This window comes from Lentilactobacillus sp. (assembly GCF_040773105.1).
GTDB lineage: Bacteria > Bacillota > Bacilli > Lactobacillales > Lactobacillaceae > Lentilactobacillus > Lentilactobacillus parabuchneri.
The window spans coordinates 1-17,749 of sequence record NZ_JAXGWW010000018.1 but is presented as its reverse complement, the minus strand read 5'-3'; the positions used below and the strand labels follow the sequence as shown (position 1 = coordinate 17,749).

Sequence of the window (17,749 nt, the reverse complement as noted above, 5' to 3'; positions counted from 1 at the left end):
GTGTTGCCGCCATGGCTTCATGTTGGAAGCGTTTCTTTGCTTTAGGATTATCTCGAAAATCCAACCGCAATAATTTAACGGCAACCTTCCGCTTTAAAATAAGGTCTTCAGCCAAATAGACGTCAGCCATTCCACCTTCGCCCAAGCGGCCGATAATTTCATAACGACCATTTAACACATAGCCTTTATTCATCGGCGACCACCTCCGAATCGTAACGGGCAATTAAAATGGTGATATTGTCCAAGCCACCGTTTTCATTGGCCAAATCAATCAGCATATCACATTTGGACTGCAGTTCTTCATCCATGGCCAACACTTTTTCGATATCGGCATCGTCCACCATATTGGTCAGCCCGTCGGTACACAGCATAATCTGATCACCCGGCTTGGCGGTGTATGGCCTAAAATCGGCTGCTGAATCATTATTGATTCCGAGACTTTTGGTAATAATATTTTTGTAAGGATTGGTTTTGGCTTGATCAGGCGTGATGTCACCGTGTTTAACTAACTCATTGACGTAGGAATGATCTTCGGTAATTTGGATAAACTGCCCATCCGAGTACACGTAGCCGCGGCTGTCTCCGATATTGGCAATCAAACTTTGCTTACCGTCGATTAAGGCCGCCACAATTGTCGTGCCCATGCCGTGCAGCCGCGTATCTGTGTTTGATTCGTCAATGATGGCTGAATTTTCCTTGGCAAGTTGATTTTCAAACCAGGTTTCAATTTTATCCAGGCTCGAAATCTCAGTTTGTTCAAAGCTTTCTCCCATATGACTGACAACCATTTGAGAAGCCACTTCGCCAGCATTATTGCCGCCAATACCATCAGTAATTAAGGCGAGAATCAAGCCGTTTTTATTTTTAAATGCGCCGACGGCATCTTCGTTTTTGTCACGAACTTTGCCGGTCGAGGACTGATAAGCAATTTGCAAGTTAATCAACTCCGTTAAGATTTCCGAATAAGAGAACAAACAAAGAATCCGTCAGAATCATAATCATCGGGATAAATTTGGACCATGTCACTGTCAGGGTTAAGGTTTCGTTCCGTCTTGGTTTTTGTCACTTCAAAGTTGGGATTAGCCGCAATGAACTTCTCAATAACGTCCTGATTTTCTTGTTTCACAATCGTACAAGTACTATATGTAATAGTACCACCAGTTTTGACTTTTGTAGAAACCGCATTTAAAATTTGCAGCTGAATGTTGCTCAACCGGTCAATATCGGCAACTGTTTTGTCATATCTAATCTCCGGTTTTCGACGCAAGAGACCCAAGCCGGAACACGGTGCATCGACGAGGACTGCGTCAAACATGCCATCTTCGAACTTGCTGTCAACTTTTCTGGCATCCAGCTCAAATGTTTCCACGTTCTTGTACACGCCAAGACGCGTGGCATTTCGCATGACGGTCTTGAGTTTGTTTTTATGAATATCCAGCGCAAATACCTTGCCGTCGTCAAGTCGACTTGCAATCTGAGTGGTTTTTCCGCCAGGCGCACTACAGGCATCCAAAATCGTATCAGCTTCGTTAATTGTCATTGATTCTACCGGCAGCATGGCACTTTCATCCTGAATGGTTAACAAGCCATCCTCAAAGAAATCGCTATGGACAATTTGGCCGTCATTAATGATGATTCCTTCACTTGAAACTTCACTGGGCTCCGCATCAAACCCATTTTTAGCCAGGTCTTCCAAAAGATGATCGCGTGAGATCTTGGCCGTATTTGTGCGAACGGATTGCTTGGGGGCTTTGTTGAGGGATGCAAGAATCGAGGTGGTCTTTTTGTCGCCCAACTGTTGTTGCAGCATGTCAACCAGCCAGGTTGGAACACTGTATTCAACGGATAAGCGGGTCTTTTCGTCTTGAATATCCGCTAACTTTGGCGTGCCCTTACGATCCATTTGATGCAAAATGCCGGTCACAAACCTTCGCGTGCCGTCATGGCCCATCACTTTGGCAATTTTAATGGTTTCATCAAAGATCGCCCGTTTGGGAACCCGATCGAGATACTCAAGCTGATACATTGCGGTATAAAGCAATTCTTTGACCCAATTTTCAGTCTTTTCGGGGTCGCGCAAAAATGGGCGCAATTGATATTCAAGTGTTAATCGATGTTGAATAACACCGTACACAATGTTGGTAAACAGTGCTTTATCAGCTGCCCCCATTGAAGTTGATTGAATGACTGCATTAATTTGTAAGTTGGAATATGAACCACTACTGGTTCGAACCAACGTCATGACAGCCAGTTGGCGAGGATTATTTGTTGTATATTTCATTTATTTAATCACCTTTTGGCCAACGGTAAGCGTCTGACCAATCCCATTTAAGTAGTCTGTAATTTGTTGCTTTGGTTTGCCGGCAGGCTGAATCTCCAAAATTGAAAGGACAGTGCCCTTCCCAGCGGCTAAATACAAATGATGCTTATCTTTGGCAACTACAGAACCGGGGGCCAAATCTGTTTGCTGGTCACTGACTTCAGCCTTCCAAATTTTGGTCCGTTTGCCGCTGATTTCGGTATAAGCTACCGGATCCGGACGCAGTGCCCGGACTTTGGCGTTGACCATAAAAGCAGTTTGATTAAAGTCTAATGCCTCTTCTTCCGGCTTGATGTTCGGTGAAAAGACGACTTCATCTTCTACCTGTTTAACCGGCTGAACGTCTCCAGAGAGCACTTTGGGTAAGGTGTCGAGCAACAAATCCCGCCCAACCAAGCTTAATTTTTCAAACATCGATTCAGTATCATCATCGTCAGTGATCTTAACGGCCTGTTGTGCCAAAATATCGCCGGCATCCATTTTTTTGACCATGTAAATCAAGCTGATGCCGGTTTCCTTATCGCCGTTCATAATGGCGTATTGCACAGGAGCGCCACCGCGATACTTGGGTAACAGTGAGCCGTGAACGTTAACGGCGGCCACTTTCACCGCATTCAGCATCTTGGACGGCAAAAATTGACCGTATGCGGCTGTCACAATCAAATCCGGATGAAAATCGATCACCCGTTGCATTTCCGGGCTGCCACTTAATTTTTCCGGTTGAAAAACGGCAATTTGATTCTTGACGGCAGCTTGTTTGACGGGGCTTTGCTGAATTTGGTGCTTTCTGCCGACCGGTCGATCAGGCTGAGTTACGACACACAAAATGTCATAGTGATGATCAATTAATCCTTGAAGAATTGGAACCGCAAACTGCGGCGTTCCCATAAATACTACAGTAGTCAAAGTAATCGTTTCCTTTCATCTTTCGTTACATAAAATCAAGCGGTTCATTATCAATCGCAATTTGAATTCCCCGCCGCTGCTTTTTTTGCGATTGGACAAGGATTTCATCCAAAGCGGCTTTAAGGTTGGGTTCCTTCCGATATTTGATAATAATCTGGTAGTAATACTGGTTATTGATCCGGGTAATCACCTTAGGGGTTGGCCCTAAGATAATCGCGTTGGAAGATAACTGTTTCTTTAAAAAATTCAGAATACCAAACATTTCGGAAACCGTCTGATTTTCACTGGCAGAATTTCCGGTCAGTTTCACGGTAAAGTAATACGGTGGATACTTACCGTCATGGCGGATTCGCATCTCAGTGGCGTAAAACTTCTCGTAATCTTGCGTTTTTGCCAACCGGATGGCGTAATGATCAGGATTAAACGTTTGGATGATCACTTCACCGGATTTATCCGCCCGCCCGGATCGTCCCGATACCTGGGTGAGCAACTCAAACGTCCGTTCACTGGAGCGAAAATCCGGAAACTGCAGTGCCGAATCAGCATTCAATACACCGACTAACGTCACCTCGGGGAAGTCCAGCCCCTTGGCGATCATCTGCGTTCCCAACAAGATATCAGCTTTATGAGCGCCAAATTGATCAATAATGGCTTCGTGGGCGCCCTTCTTGCGAGTTGTATCGACATCCATTCGAAGGACCCGCGCAGTCGGAAACAGATTTTTGACCTGTTCTTCGAGTTGCTGGCTGCCCATTCCGTAAAACCCGATTCGCTTACTGTGACATTGTGGACAAGCAGTCGGAATCGGCTCTGTGTGACCACAGTAATGACAATTTAACGTGTGGGTATCTTTGTGCATCGTCAGCGAGATATCACAGTTGGGGCATCGCGGCACGTAGCCACAGTCCCTGCACATCAAAAATGCTGAATACCCCCGCCGATTGAGCAGCAAAATAATTTGTTCGTGCTTATCCAGTCTGACTTGAATGGCATCCTTTAATTGAGTCGACAAAGCTTCATGGTGCTTGGCCATTTCGATTTTCATATCAATAATTGAGACATGAGGAAGTGCCTGCCGGTTAATTCGATGTGGTAAGCTCAACAGCTCATAGACCCCCTTCATTGCTCGCGCACGGGATTCTAATGATGGGGTGGCACTTCCCAGAACAACCGGACAATGATTGTATGCGGCGCGCCATTTGGCCACGTCTCGGGTCTGATACCTTGGGTTATCGGCTTGCTTATAACTGCTGTCGTGTTCTTCGTCCATAATAATTAAGCCGATATTTTGAAGCGGCGCAAAAATTGCGGATCGAACACCCACGACCACTTTTGCTTTGCCGGTGTTAATCCGCTGCCATTCATCGTAGCGCTCACCACTTGACATCGCGCTGTGAAGCATTGCAACTTGATTGCCAAACCGGCTGCGAATCCGACTGACAATCTGAGGGGTCAAGGTAATTTCCGGAACCAGCATTAAGGCCGTTCTTCCCAGACTCAAGGCGTGGGCGATCGATTGCAGATAGACCTCGGTTTTTCCGGATCCGGTAACCCCTTCGAGCAAGAAGACTTGGTCTTTTTGAGCGCCAATCGCTTCGTTGATAGAAGAGACAGCCGCCTGCTGGTCGGCATTCAATTGTAACGGCTGACTTTTTTTAGCCGGGCGCATAAATGGATTGCGGATATGTCGCTTTAATTTGGCGACCACCCAACCTTTAGCTTCGGCATTTTTAAGCGTTGACGACGTAATCCCCTTTGAAGCCAAGTCGGAAACTAAAAAAACCGTATCCGGCTGTTGCTTAATAAGCGACAACAATTTGAGTTGGCCCACTGCATTTTTACGGACCGTTTGGCGAACTTCATCAACTTGTTTTGCATTCAGATTACCTTGATAGGCTTTAAGCATGATTGGCCGCGCGTGGTTCGTCAAATCATATTCAACTTGGATATCACCGTTTTTCTGGCCTGCTAAAATCTTGCTCAACGTTGCATTGTCGTATTGCTGCCGGTTATAGTCAATTTCTTGTTGGCCGTGAAATATTTCTGGGAATTGGTCGATCACCTGGCTATTTTTGGCGATTAATTTCTTTTTATTTTTTGTCCGCATCCCACCGGGAAGCATCGTCTGCAGACAGCTGATTTGAAATGAGTACGTTTGGTCAGCCAGCCATGAAGCCAAGTCGAGCAACTCAGGATTGATGACCGGTGAAAGGTCCACCAGAGAGGCGATCGGCTTTAATTTGCCGTCATAACTGGAATCATCTGAAATGCCAACCACAAAACCAGTAATTTTCCGGTTACCAAAAGGAACCTGAACCCGCATTCCAGGCTCGATTTGATCAACTAAGTGATCCGGAATCGAATAACTATAGGCATTATTGGTTTGGCGCGTTGGCACGTCAACGATAATTTGTGCAACCTGCAAGGCAGATTCTCCTTTCGCTAGCTTTTAAATTCTTCAGCGACTATTTCAATCAACTGGTCGGCGACTTTTTGTTTGCTTTCAACAGGCGTTTTCACTTGCCTACCGTCTCCAAACAAAAAAGTGACCTGATTATTGTCAGAATTAAAGCCGATACTGGTTTGTGAAACGTCATTGGCCACAATCAGATCCAGCTTTTTAGATTGAATCTTTTTTTCAGCGTTTTTGATTAAATCATTTGTTTCAGCCGCAAAGCCAATCATCAATTGGTTCGCCCGCTTAGTGGGTGCAAGGGTTTGAAGGATATCTGGATTACGGACTAATTTCAAAGACATTGTTTGGTTATCAGCGTTTTTTTTAATTTTATGATCAACAACTTCTGCTGGCCGATAATCCGCAACAGCGGCAGCCATCACCAAAACATCGGCATCTGAGAATTCACGTTGAACGGCTTCAAGCAGTTCCGCTGCAGTTTGTACTTTGACTAAGTGAATGCCCTCAGGCGCTTCAAGTGTCGGATTAGCAGCAATTAAGGTCACATCGGCACCGGCACGTTGAGCTGCCTTGGCAACCGCAAAGCCCATTTTTCCCGAAGACCGATTGGTTAAATATCGGACCGGATCCAGTGGCTCGCGGGTACCACCTGCCGTCACGACAACTTTACGACCCTGCAAAGATCCCTTGGGTGCCTGTAAGTGCTGATTAACATAAGTGAGGATTTCGTCTGGTTCGGGCATTCGGCCGCGGCCGGAATACCCCTCTGCCAGGAAACCGGCTGCCGGGTCCATCACGTGAATCCCAGCTTTTTTTAGCGTCTCAATATTTCGTTGCGTCGCACTATTTTCGAACATATGACTGTTCATTGCCGGGATGACAAAGATGGGCGCCGTTATCGTTAACAAGGTTGACGTCACCACATTATCGGCAATTCCGTTGGCCATTTTAGCAATTGTATTAGCAGAAGCGGGTGCCACAATTGCCAAATCGGCGTGATCTGCCGTGTAGACGTGCGGAATGGCCGCAGGATCCGGACTGGCAAAGTCATTGGTTAAGACATGCTGCTTACTGACCGTTTGAAAAGCCAGTGGCGTTACAAATTGTTGCGCGGCATCACTCATCACGACATGAACCTGATTGTGATTCTTAACCAACAATCGAGCGAGCGTCAATGATTTATATGACGCAATACTTCCAGTCACAAACAACACGACATTTTTATTTTGGAACATCTTTTCACCCCGTTTCAGATTTCATCTTTTATTGTACCAAATCTTGAGTAGATAAAAAGCAGAGACCTTTCAATAATCAGTGGACCAAACACAAAGGGACCGGGTACAAAACGGATGTTTTGTCCCAGTCCCGATGGTCGAATCTCTAATCGAAATCTTTTTCTTTGGGGTCAATTTTCAAAACGCCGGCAGAAATTTCTTCCAGTGCTTTTCCAACTGATTTTTGTGACTTGTAGCTATCAAGTAATGGCTTTGCACCGGAATCTAATTCATGTGCGCGTTTACTGGCAAGCGCAATCAAAGAATACCGGGAATCAATTTGATCCAAAAGCTTATCAACAGATGGGTAAAGTAACATATTATTTATCTCCTAACATTGATTCATAGTCGGGCATGACCCGAGCAACTTTTAATCGTTCACTTTTAATAATTGACTTGATTCTGTCAACGGCCAAAGGAACCTTGTCGTTTAAAACAGCGTAATCATAGTTTCGCATCATACTGATTTCACCAACGGCTTTTTTAACCCGCTTGTTGATGACGTCCATTTTGTCGGTTCCACGACCGACCAGACGATGCTTTAGTTCCATTAAATCTGGTGGCGTTAAGAAAACAAACACCGCGTCGGGGACGTTTGCTCGAACCTGCATTGCACCGTTTACTTCGATTTCGAGGAAAACGTCTTTGCCGGATTCCAAAGTCTCATTGACGTATTTTAACGGCGTCCCGTAGTAATTATCAACATATTTGGCATACTCGAGCATTTCGCCGTTTTGGATATTTTCTTCGAATTGCTCTTTTGAGACAAAGTAATAATCGACACCGTTTTTTTCGCCGTCACGCGGTTTTCTGGTTGTCATCGATGTTGAATATTCAAAGTCAACATCCGGCTCTTCAAATAACGCTTTTCGTACCGTTCCTTTGCCAACTCCGGACGGTCCGGATAACACAATCAACATTCCTCTTTTAGCCATCGAAAAAATCCCTTCAATTATTTGTAGTACTCATTATTATCGCCCTTTTTAGCTGATTTGACAAGCCCTTCGAACTGTTTGGTCCAAATTGAGCGGATTTTAAATTAGGGGTTGCACTTTAGAACGAATGTTCGTATAATAAAAGCACAAACAAACGTTCGGGGTGAACAAACATGCAGAATAAACAATCCTACTTTTCAGAAATAACCAAAACATTCAAAGACAACTACGACCGCTTCTTCGAAATCGTTAGAGATACCCATCAGATCAAACAAATGCCAACTTTCCAGTTGAATTATTTTATCAAGCAGACACTTGAAAACCATTTTCCAATTACGATTGAATTTAACGACCAACTCGAAGAACAGTCCGGATATCTCCGAAAACTTTCCGATGACCGTTACTTACTGACTTCCGATGACAATCGGTTGAGTCGAATTGTCACGATTGCTGAAATTAAGGCAATCAAAAAATATTAATCAAGTTAACTGTAAGGGGGCCCGACGTTTTTGCCGGGTCCCCTTTTTATTGTGGACTTTAAAGAGTGAAATCTTATTTAAACGTCAGGTGACGTTCCGGTTAGCATCAATTCCTAATTTTGGCCTTTTCTTCGTCCGCCAGCTTTAATAACTCCCCGGCGTGTTCCTTGGTTAATTTGGTGATGGCGGTCCCGGAAAGCATCCGTGATATTTCCGCAACACTTTGAGACTTCGACAGTTCGGTAATTGTCGTGGTTGTCCGGTTATCTGAAATTTGTTTTTCGATAAGGTAGTGGTGATCACTCATCGCTGCAACCTGCGGCAAATGTGTAATACATAATACTTGAGATTTTTGCGAAATCGTATAGATTTTATTGCCAATCGCCTGGGCCACCCGCCCGGAAACACCAGTGTCGACCTCATCAAAAATAATCGATGTCACACCGGCCGCTTTGGCAAACATGGTCTTTAAGGCCAGCATAATCCGCGACAATTCACCACCAGAAGCTGATTTGACCAACGGAAGCATCTTTTCGCCCGGATTGGTTTGAATATAAAACTCAACCCGATCTGCTCCCAGCCGGTTCAAAACCCGATTTTGTTGGATGTTGACTTCAAAAACCGCCTTATCCATATATAAATCAGCCAGCTGCTTATGAACCGCTGTTTCCAACTTCTTTGCAAACTGTTGCCGGATCAGGGTAATCTTTTGGGCATCCTTGATCAAATCCTTCTTGATGCCCGCCAACTGTTTATCCAAGTCATCGTTGGCCTCAGCATCCCCCGACATCTGTTTGAGTTCTTGTTTAATCTTGGCCAAATATGCCAAAATCTGTGAAACCGAGTCCCCATATTTGTGCTTTAACTGATAAATCGTACTCAGCCGCTGTTCAACTTGATCGAGTCGATCCTGATCAAACTCCAAGTTACTCAATTGATCAGAAATCTGACTGGCAACATCCTGCAACGCAAAAAAAGCGCCGGACAGATTATCTGAAATTTGCTTGTACTCCGGATCAAGGTCTTCAATGTCTTGCATCGAACTCATGGCGGTTCCGATCGAATCAATCGAACCACTGACATCCTCATCGCCATTGATGCCCTCGTAACTGGCTAAAAGCGCATCGTGGATCTTTTGAAAATTATTTAAACGGTCCCGCTCTGCCGCTAAATCAGTATCCTCGTTTTCATGAAGATCGGCAGCTTCAATTTCTTTGATCTGGAATTTGAGCATGTCGACTCGCTGAGCCCATTCCTTCTCATTTTGGTGCTTTTTTTCGTTCAAATTACGAAGTTTGATAAACTGATCGTACTTTTCTTGGTAAGTGGCTAAAATTGTGGCCAACTGGTCTTCGGCAAAATCATCCAAAAGTTGAATGTGCCGTTCGGGTCGCATCAATTCCTGATGATCATTTTGACCCTGAATATCAACAATCGTTTCGCCAATTCGTTTTAATGTCGCGATATTGACCATGATGCCGTTAACTCGGCAGCTATTGCGGCCGTTGGCGAAAATCACGCGCTCAATAATGATCGCGCCATCACTATGGTCAATGCCTAAATCATCCAATACGTCATATGTCGGATTGTCATTGTGAAGAATGAAGTTACCCTGAATGACGGCTTTGTTGGCGCCGGTCCGAATCAGATCATGCGAACCCCGACCGCCAACAAGTAGTCCGACAGCATCGATGATAATGGATTTTCCAGCGCCGGTCTCCCCGGTCAAAACGGTCATGCCGGCTTGAAAATCAATATCTAAGTGTTCAATAATTGCAAAATCAGTAATTGATAATTCAAGTAACATAAATAAACCTCTCAGTGATCATGAATTTGTTCCAAGCATGTTATTAATCTGATCACGAATCGTTATCGCATCGGCATCTGTCTTACAAATAATCAAAACTGTATTATCGTCGCCAAGTGTTCCAAAAATACCACTATAATTCATTTGGTAAAGCAAGCTTGAGATGACCGGACCGCTTCCGGGTAATAATTTCATATAAACAAATTTGTCTAGAGAATCGACGGAAACAAATGAATCTCGAACTGTTTGCACCAGCTTTTTTTCCGTGTCAATATTTTTTTGCGTCGGCAAACTGTAACGATAACCACCGGTTACAGATGGCACCTTTACCAGCTGCATATCCTTAATATCTCTGGAAACAGTCGCCTGAGTGACCTTGATTCCCTGATCTTCCAGAAGTGAAACGAAATCTTCTTGACGCTGAATATTATTACTTGTCAGCAACTGTTTGATCAGTCGCTGCCGCTCTTTTTTACGCATAACGCCACCCCCCTAATTAATTGAATAAAAATACAAGATTATCCTTTTAATTCAGAATAAGCGTTCTCAATCACTTTTTCAATCGAAACTTTTGCAGACATCACTGGATTTTCAACCGACTGAAGTTCAACCAGAAATTCGATGTTGCCAGCACCGCCCTTAATTGGTGAATAATCAAGGTTTAAGACGGAATAGCCATTTTCAACCGCAAAGTTTAAGATCTTTTCCAGCACCATCCGATGCACCGCTGAGTCGCGGACAATGCCGTGTTTGCCGACATTTTGCTTTCCCGCTTCAAATTGCGGCTTGATGAGGGCGACGACATGACCATTGTCCTCAATGATTTCTTTAAGCGGCGGTAAAATCAATTCGAGTGAGATAAAGGAAACGTCTATTGACGCGAACTGTGGCCGGCCATGGGTAAAATCGGCCAACTTGCTGTACCGAAAATTCGTGTGTTCCATTACAACCACTCTGGGATCTTCTCGGAGTTTCCAAACCAATTGGTTGCTGCCAACGTCCAGGGCGTAGCTTAGCTTAGCACCATTTTGCAGCATTACGTCCGTAAAGCCACCGGTAGATGACCCGATGTCGAGCACGGTAAGCCCTTTGACGTCAATGCCAAAAGTCGTGAGTGCCTTCTCCAGCTTCAAGCCGCCGCGACTGACATAAGGCATTGGTTTGCCTTTTAAATGAAGGTCTGTGTCCACCGGAATCTTCATCCCCGGTTTATCCAGCCGTTCTTCATTATCCCCGAGAATTTCGCCGGCCATCACCGCCCTTTTAGCCCGTTCGCGGGTATCAAACAATCCTTGTGTCACTAATAATACATCGACCCGTTGTTTTTCCATTTTACTTTTCGTCCTTATTTTTAAAATAACCGCAAAAATCGTCCAACAGTCCTGTATCAATTCCAAGCTCCGTTTGGGCCTGTTGTAACGCCGCTTCGGCATCTTGGACTGTCTGGGCCAGCATTTCATATGACCCATCCAATCCCAGTAAATTGGGGAAGGTGTTCTTCCCGGCATCTTGGTGGACCGGCTTTCCGATTTGGGCTTCTGTTCCCACAACATCTAAAATATCATCATAAATTTGGTAAGCTTCCCCAAACTTTTCAGCAAAGGTCAATAATGACTGCTGCTTTTCGGGGATGACTCGACCCATAATCAAACCGGCCTTGACCGCATAAACGATGAGCGCACCGGTTTTGTTCCGGTCTAATTTTCGTAATCCTTCAAGCGGTAATTGGTGGCCAACAAATTCAATATCGTCGGCTTGACCGGACGCCATTCCGTGAGGGCCGGCAGCTTTTGACATGGCTAAGGCTAACGCTGCTTGGGTTTGACTATCCAAGTCGTTGTCGACTAACCATTGAAAGGCAAGGGATTGAAGAGCGTCTCCCGCTAAAGTCGCCATTCCGGCACCAAATTTGACGTGATTAGTCGCTTTGCCACGACGCAAATCATCGTTATCCATTGCTGGCAGATCATCATGGATTAATGAATAAGAATGCATTAACTCAAGGGCACAACTCGTTTTTAATAACGTGTGGTCAATTTGATCTCCGAGACTTGAGATAACGGCTAAAGTGAGTAATGGTCGCAATCGTTTGCCACCAGCATTCACAGAATAGCTCATCGCCTGGGTTAACGTGGCCTGATCAGAATCGGCCGCGATTTCTGTTTCAAGGACCTGGTTAATTTTGGGTATCCATTGGCGTTCAAAGTCAGTCAGCTTGGTTGGCATTTTGATCATCCTTTTCATCCTGAGGCGTCTCAAAGTCGACTTCATTGCCATCTTTATCCATCATTTTAGCCATCGTATGTTCGGCCTTGGTGAGGGTGTCTTGGAGCTGCTCGCTCAATTGAATACCGACTTTAAATTTATCCATCGATTCTTCCAGGGAGACATTTCCCTGTTCCAGCTGGTTAACAATTGCCTCCAGCTCGTTCATTTTTTTCTCGAATGTTTTGTTATCTGATTGTTTGTCAGCCATGTTAATTCTCCTTTTTTGGATGAATGTCGTTAACGGATGCGTGAACAGTCCCATCGCTAAAATGGACGTCAATTGTCTGACTGTTAAGGTCAGAAACGCGTTTAACAAATCTGCCCTTGTCATCCGTTGTATACGTATACCCTCTACTGAGGATTTTCAATGGGCTCAAGTGGTCAAGTGACCCCACCAACATCTGGTAGTGCTGGCGGATGTTCTTGAGGTTTTGCGTGGTCGATCGACCCAAACGGCCTTGAAGCGTCGTTAAACGTTGCTGTTGTTCTTTAATCGTATAAGTCGGTGCAACTAATCTCAAGCGCATTTTTAAATCAGCAAATTGCTCTTTGCGTTTCCCCGTAATCTTATCCGCTTGGTTGTACAATCGCTGTGATAACAAATCCAAGCGTTGCGAAAAGGTTTCGTAAATTCGCTGCGGTGACGTAAACACGGTTGATTGTTGAAGCCGTTTTAGCCGTAATTTATCTTCTTGAATCACCTGATAAGCCGCATTGATCACCCGATTTTGGGTGGTTTTGAGATCTACCAACACCTGGTCCAACCGCGGTACCGCCAGCTCGGCCGCAGCCGTTGGTGTTGCGGCCCGAACGTCAGCAACCAGGTCAGCAATTGTCGTATCGGTTTCGTGTCCGACAGAAGAAATGACCGGAACTTCGCTGGAAACGATTGCTCGGGCGACAATTTCTTCGTTAAAGGGCCAGAGGTCTTCAATCGAGCCTCCGCCACGTCCAACAATCAGCGTGTCAAAATTGCCGATTTGATTGACCCGTTCGATCTGGCGAACGATATCGGCGCTGGCTTCAGTTCCTTGAACCAAAGCTGGAAACAGCACGATTTGTGCAATCGGATATCGTCTTCGAACCGTTGTGATGATGTCTCGAATGACCGCACCACTGGGTGACGTCACAACCGCAATTCGCTTCGGAAATTTAACCAATGGCTTTTTGGGCAGTGTAAAGAGGCCTTCAGAAGACAGCTTCTTTTTCAACTGTTCATAAGCCTGGTAGAGTTGACCGACGCCATCCGGTTCCATTTGTTCAACATATATTTGATAGCTTCCAGTCGGCTCGTAAACAGAAATATGGCCAACGACCAGGACTTTCATGCCCTCTTCAGGCGTAAATTTTATGCGGTTGAACGCTGATTTGAACATAATTGCGCTGATCTTGGCGTTATCATCCTTCAAGCTAAAGTACTGGTGGGCATTTGGCCTGAGTCGGAAATTAGAAATTTCCCCAGTGAGGTATACCTTAGATAAATACGGATCAACATCGAATTTTCTTTTAATATATTTTGTTAAGGCGCTAACAGTTAGATAATCATTGGTCACGTTCAAGGCTCCATTCTGCTAAATCAACAGTTTGCTGCATCAATGTCGCAATGGTCATTGGGCCGACACCACCTGGAACGGGCGTGATGTAAGACACTTCATCAAATAAATCATCGTAGTCAACATCTCCTACCAAATGACCGGCTTCATTAATATTTTGACCGACATCGATCACCACAGCTCCGGGCTTAACATCGTTCTTGGTCAGTGTGTGCAGGCTGCCGGTAGCCGAAACAATGATATCAGCCTGCTTTGTATACTGGGTAATATCTTTTGTCAGCAGGTGAAGAATTGATACGCTGGCACCGGCATTTAACATCAAGGCGGCCATTGGTTTGCCGACAATGGCACTTCGACCAATCATCACGGCATTCTTACCCTTTAAATCAATTTGATATTCGTCAAACATCGTCATAACACCCTTAGGCGTGCAGGCAACCGGATATTTCGTGGTATCGTTTAAAAATAACTTACCAACATTAACCGGATGAAAACCATCCACGTCTTTTTCAGGCAGGATGGATCTGGTAACTAATTTTTCATTAATTTGTTTTGGAAGCGGATCTTGGACTAAAATTCCGGTGACTTCCGGATCTTCGTTATACTGACGGACGACGTTCAATAATTCTTCTTGAGAAATACTTTCAGGAAGTTCCTTGACGATCGACCGAATTCCCAATCGTTCAGCTGTGCGGTGCTTATTTCGAACATAACGCTGGCTCGCAGAATCAGTCCCCACAATAATGACAACCAGCTCCGGTGTCATTCCATGTGCTTGCTTTAGCTTTTCAACACGTTGACTCGTTTGCCCGTTTAATTTCTTTGCAAGTGCTCTTCCGTCAATAATCGTTGCCATGTTTGAAACCGCTCCTTTATATTTTCATCTTGAAATCATATGTACAAAAAAATAGATTTACACATGTGTAAATCTATTTTACCAGTTCTTCTAAAGCATGTGACAAAATCCCGTTAACAAATTTTCGTGAACGGTCATCACTAAATTTTTTAGCCAGCTCGATTGCTTCGTTGATTGAAACCTTGGCAGGAAGGTCGTCTACGTAAATCATCTCGTAGAGGGCAATCTCCAAGATAATCAAGTCAGTTCGGGCAATCCGCTCTAAAGACCAATTGGCAGCTAAATACTTTTTAATTGTTTGATCAATCTCAGATTTGTGTTCCAAAACCCCGGCAATTAAGTCATGTAAATAGGCTGGGTACTCGTCACCATACTGACCACTTGTCAAAACCTGGAAGAAGTCCTTCCAATCGGTTTGATCATTGGTATTTAAGGCAAAAAGTGTTTGAAACGCAATTTCTCTGATTTGGTGTCGTGTTAATTCCACTATTCCTCACCATTTTCTTCTTCGTCGGCAAAAGGATTGTTGGGATCGACCGTACTGGTTGTCTTTTCCGGAACGACTCCTTGCACGTGAACGTTGACTTCAGTTACTTTTAAGCCGGTCATAAACAACAGCTGCTGTTCAACTTGGCTTTGAATTTGAAGTGCAACCTTTGGAACGGAAACGCCATAGTTTAGGTAAACATAGACGTCGACCGTTAATTCTTCGTCATTATAAGTTAAATTAACGCCCTTACCATGTTCTGTCCGACGTCCCAAAAGTTCGTTAACACTGGTTGAAAATGAACCACGCATCCGATTTACGCCGTCAATTTGTGACGTCGCAACACCAGCAATGATTTCCAACACATTTTGAGCAATTTCAATCTTGCCGAGAGCAGAATCATTTGAATGAAGGGTAATATTTGTGTCTTCAGCCATTTTAAAGCCTCCGTTTCAGACCAATCGGGTGCTTATGCACGTGAAATGTAAGTACCGTCAGTTGTGTTGATAACCAGCTTGTCGCCCTGGTTCACAAAGAATGGTACTTGAAGTGTCAAACCGGTCGTCATTGTTGCAGGTTTGGAACCACCAGATGCCGTATCACCTTTGATGCCGGGTTCTGTTGCAGCAACTTCAAGGGTAACGGTGTTTGGAAGTTCAATTCCCAAGGTTTCGTTGCCATATTGGATGACTTGAACAGCCATGTTTTCTTGAAGGTAGTTCAGTTCACTCTTAATTTGTTCAGCTGGAATGGAAATTTGGTCATACGTATCCATATCCATGAAAACGTGTTGATCGCCATCAGCGTAAAGGTATTGCATCTTTTTGGTGTCAATTTGAGCCTGTTCCATCTTAGCGCCTGCGCGGAAAGTCTTTTCTTGAACAGCGCCAGTTCGCAGGTTCTTAAGCTTTGAACGGACAAATGCACCACCCTTACCAGGCTTAACGTGTTGGAAACTCAAAATTCTCCAAATTGCGTGATCAACCTCGATGGTTAATCCATTCTTAAAATCAGCAGTTGAAATTGCCATTGTTGTTCCTCCTAAATGTAAAGTAACATACATTGATTATATAATACTTTGAGCCTAAATATCCAATTAAATCGGCTGTGTGATTCCGGACAATCAAAAAGCTGGGATGCAAAACATGTGTTTTGTCCCAGCCTCCTGATTGATTCAAAATATAATGGGTTATTTAGCAGCTTCAGCAACTGGATAAACTGAAACCTGACGCTTGTCGCGTCCTTTTCGTTCGAAACGAACAACTCCATCAACTACTGCAAACAATGTATCATCGTTACCACGCTTAACATTGTTACCTGGGTAGATATGAGTTCCACGTTGACGATAGATGATTGATCCACTGTGAACTGATGAACCGTCAGCAGCCTTCGTACCTAAACGACGACCAGCTGAGTTACGACCGTTGGCAGTTGATCCACCACCTTTATGGTGAGAGAAGAATTGTAAATTCATTGCTAACATTGGTTTACACCTCCAGATTGAATTGATTTATTTTGCTGTATTTAACTTAATATACTGACTATAACTTGTTGCGATGTCCGCCATTCCGTTCTCGAAAGTATTCAAAACTGCATCAGCCTGAATACTTTTTTTAGAATCCGAAACGATCGGGACATCAACCGATAAGTAACCGCCATTCTTATCATCACTATCAACATCAACGTCCAAGCCAACAACTTCTTGAAGGCCATTGACTGTGGTAATGCTTAATACTGAAACGGCAGAACAGACAATATCTTGTCCATACTCACCGGCATCGGCATGGCCGGTTATCGTAAATCCGCTAACGTGGCCCCGATAGTGCTTAATGGTAGCTTGAATCATTTATCAGTCACCTCAAAGACATTATGCCTTGATTGAATCGATAACAACCTTTGTATATGGTTGACGATGGCCCTTCTTTGAACGTGAGCCCTTCTTTGGCTTGTAACGGAAGATGGTAATCTTCTTTTGACGACCCTGCTTTTCAACAGTTCCAGTTACTGATGCGCCATCAACTAATGGTGTCCCAACTTTAACTGAATCGCCGCCGACCATGACAACTTGATCAAAAGTAACCTTTGCGCCTTCGTCTGCATCTAATTTTTCAATGTAGATTGCATCGCCTTCGGAAACCTTGTATTGCTTACCGCCTGTAGTAATAACTGCGTACATATCTTGTGCACCTCCTCATAAATTTGCTTAGACTCGCCGAAACCAAGCGCCCCAAACAGTATTGGGAACTTCATAGCTCGAATCGAGCGGTTGTAGCTGTGGAAGCCACAATTACAACGTTACTAGTATACATAATCGTTGCCAGTCCGTCAATAGGAATGTTGATTGGCATAAAAAAACAACCGCTACCCACGGCTGCTCTTTTATTTTCGTTGAGCTAAATGTTTGCCATTCTCCCTTATGGATGTTGAAGAATCGGTAAAATACTGAAT

21 protein-coding genes, 1 pseudogene and 1 other annotated feature are annotated in these 17,749 nt (G+C 44.3%); of the genes and pseudogenes, 1 reads left to right on the top strand and 21 read right to left on the bottom strand.

The annotated features are described in order from the left end of the window. From AB3112_RS01980 to gmk, 8 genes and pseudogenes are all read right to left on the bottom strand, one after another. A pseudogene (locus tag AB3112_RS01980) lies at positions 1–193 on the bottom strand (serine/threonine protein kinase); the annotation flags it as partial. Then, positions 186–935: a Stp1/IreP family PP2C-type Ser/Thr phosphatase gene (locus tag AB3112_RS01975; protein ID WP_057909091.1), complete on the bottom strand. Its 750-nt coding sequence runs from the start codon at positions 933–935 to the stop codon at positions 186–188. The gene AB3112_RS01975 and the pseudogene AB3112_RS01980, both read right to left, overlap by 8 nt. Positions 936–949: 14 nt before the next feature. After that, a complete protein-coding gene (gene rsmB, locus AB3112_RS01970) occupies positions 950–2,281 on the bottom strand; it encodes a 16S rRNA (cytosine(967)-C(5))-methyltransferase RsmB (protein ID WP_367333887.1) in 1,332 nt (443 codons plus the stop codon). Beyond that, positions 2,282–3,226 carry a methionyl-tRNA formyltransferase gene (gene fmt, locus AB3112_RS01965; RefSeq protein WP_367333886.1) on the bottom strand — a complete coding sequence of 315 codons (945 nt, stop codon included), beginning with the start codon at positions 3,224–3,226 and terminating at the stop codon, positions 2,282–2,284. Between the two features lie 25 nt (positions 3,227–3,251). After that, on the bottom strand, positions 3,252–5,651 hold the full coding sequence (priA, locus tag AB3112_RS01960; protein WP_367333885.1) for a primosomal protein N': 2,400 nt from the start codon (positions 5,649–5,651) through the stop codon (positions 3,252–3,254). A 17-nt stretch (positions 5,652–5,668) separates the two neighbouring features. After that, on the bottom strand, positions 5,669–6,877 hold the full coding sequence (coaBC, locus tag AB3112_RS01955) for a bifunctional phosphopantothenoylcysteine decarboxylase/phosphopantothenate--cysteine ligase CoaBC (protein WP_084975355.1): 1,209 nt from the start codon (positions 6,875–6,877) through the stop codon (positions 5,669–5,671). A 145-nt stretch (positions 6,878–7,022) separates the two neighbouring features. After that, positions 7,023–7,235 (bottom strand): DNA-directed RNA polymerase subunit omega, encoded by a 213-nt coding sequence (rpoZ, locus tag AB3112_RS01950; RefSeq protein WP_057909086.1) that lies wholly within the window; start codon positions 7,233–7,235, stop codon positions 7,023–7,025. A gap of 1 nt (position 7,236) precedes the next feature. Further along, positions 7,237–7,851: a guanylate kinase gene (gene gmk, locus AB3112_RS01945; protein WP_057909085.1), complete on the bottom strand. Its 615-nt coding sequence runs from the start codon at positions 7,849–7,851 to the stop codon at positions 7,237–7,239. Between the two features lie 173 nt (positions 7,852–8,024). On the opposite strand from gmk, the gene AB3112_RS01940 reads away from it, so the two are divergent. Further along, entirely contained in the window at positions 8,025–8,330 is a 306-nt protein-coding gene (locus AB3112_RS01940) for a hypothetical protein (RefSeq protein WP_084975353.1), read from the top strand. Positions 8,331–8,436: 106 nt separating this feature from the next. On the opposite strand, the gene recN is transcribed toward AB3112_RS01940, so the two are convergent. The 13 genes from recN to rplU form a co-directional block, all read right to left on the bottom strand. Continuing rightward, positions 8,437–10,137 carry a DNA repair protein RecN gene (gene recN / locus AB3112_RS01935; protein WP_301469165.1) on the bottom strand — a complete coding sequence of 567 codons (1,701 nt, stop codon included), beginning with the start codon at positions 10,135–10,137 and terminating at the stop codon, positions 8,437–8,439. Positions 10,138–10,155: 18 nt separating this feature from the next. Further along, complete coding sequence (locus tag AB3112_RS01930; protein WP_084975350.1) at positions 10,156–10,617, bottom strand: arginine repressor; 462 nt, start codon at positions 10,615–10,617, stop codon at positions 10,156–10,158. Positions 10,618–10,655: 38 nt separating this feature from the next. Further along, positions 10,656–11,468 carry a TlyA family RNA methyltransferase gene (locus tag AB3112_RS01925; protein WP_057909081.1) on the bottom strand — a complete coding sequence of 271 codons (813 nt, stop codon included), beginning with the start codon at positions 11,466–11,468 and terminating at the stop codon, positions 10,656–10,658. Between the two features lies 1 nt (position 11,469). Then, on the bottom strand, positions 11,470–12,363 hold the full coding sequence (locus AB3112_RS01920) for a polyprenyl synthetase family protein (RefSeq protein WP_367333888.1): 894 nt from the start codon (positions 12,361–12,363) through the stop codon (positions 11,470–11,472). Then, positions 12,344–12,613, bottom strand: coding sequence for an exodeoxyribonuclease VII small subunit (locus tag AB3112_RS01915; protein ID WP_367333884.1), 270 nt, complete (start codon positions 12,611–12,613; stop codon positions 12,344–12,346). Before AB3112_RS01915 ends, AB3112_RS01920 begins: the two co-directional genes overlap by 20 nt. Before the next feature lies 1 nt (position 12,614). Further along, positions 12,615–13,958, bottom strand: coding sequence for an exodeoxyribonuclease VII large subunit (gene xseA / locus AB3112_RS01910; protein WP_057909078.1), 1,344 nt, complete (start codon positions 13,956–13,958; stop codon positions 12,615–12,617). Beyond that, positions 13,948–14,814, bottom strand: a complete 867-nt coding sequence (locus AB3112_RS01905; protein ID WP_057909077.1) for a bifunctional 5,10-methylenetetrahydrofolate dehydrogenase/5,10-methenyltetrahydrofolate cyclohydrolase — start codon at positions 14,812–14,814, stop codon at positions 13,948–13,950. Before AB3112_RS01905 ends, xseA begins: the two co-directional genes overlap by 11 nt. 73 nt (positions 14,815–14,887) lie before the next feature. Next, entirely contained in the window at positions 14,888–15,301 is a 414-nt protein-coding gene (nusB, locus tag AB3112_RS01900; RefSeq protein WP_057909076.1) for a transcription antitermination factor NusB, read from the bottom strand. Then, the gene (locus tag AB3112_RS01895) at positions 15,301–15,738 is read right to left on the bottom strand and encodes an Asp23/Gls24 family envelope stress response protein (protein ID WP_057909075.1); all 438 of its coding nucleotides are present in this window, start codon (positions 15,736–15,738) and stop codon (positions 15,301–15,303) included. Before AB3112_RS01895 ends, nusB begins: the two co-directional genes overlap by 1 nt. Before the next feature lie 32 nt (positions 15,739–15,770). Then, positions 15,771–16,331 (bottom strand): elongation factor P, encoded by a 561-nt coding sequence (efp, locus tag AB3112_RS01890; RefSeq protein WP_057909074.1) that lies wholly within the window; start codon positions 16,329–16,331, stop codon positions 15,771–15,773. A gap of 159 nt (positions 16,332–16,490) precedes the next feature. Beyond that, positions 16,491–16,784, bottom strand: coding sequence for a 50S ribosomal protein L27 (gene rpmA, locus AB3112_RS01885; RefSeq protein ID WP_014940013.1), 294 nt, complete (start codon positions 16,782–16,784; stop codon positions 16,491–16,493). 27 nt (positions 16,785–16,811) lie between these two features. Next, entirely contained in the window at positions 16,812–17,147 is a 336-nt protein-coding gene (locus AB3112_RS01880; RefSeq protein WP_084975343.1) for a ribosomal-processing cysteine protease Prp, read from the bottom strand. Positions 17,148–17,168: 21 nt separating this feature from the next. Beyond that, positions 17,169–17,477 carry a 50S ribosomal protein L21 gene (rplU, locus tag AB3112_RS01875; protein WP_057909072.1) on the bottom strand — a complete coding sequence of 103 codons (309 nt, stop codon included), beginning with the start codon at positions 17,475–17,477 and terminating at the stop codon, positions 17,169–17,171. Positions 17,478–17,496: 19 nt separating this feature from the next. Then, positions 17,497–17,579 (bottom strand) — a sequence feature (ribosomal protein L21 leader region). Positions 17,580–17,749 lie beyond the last annotated feature (170 nt).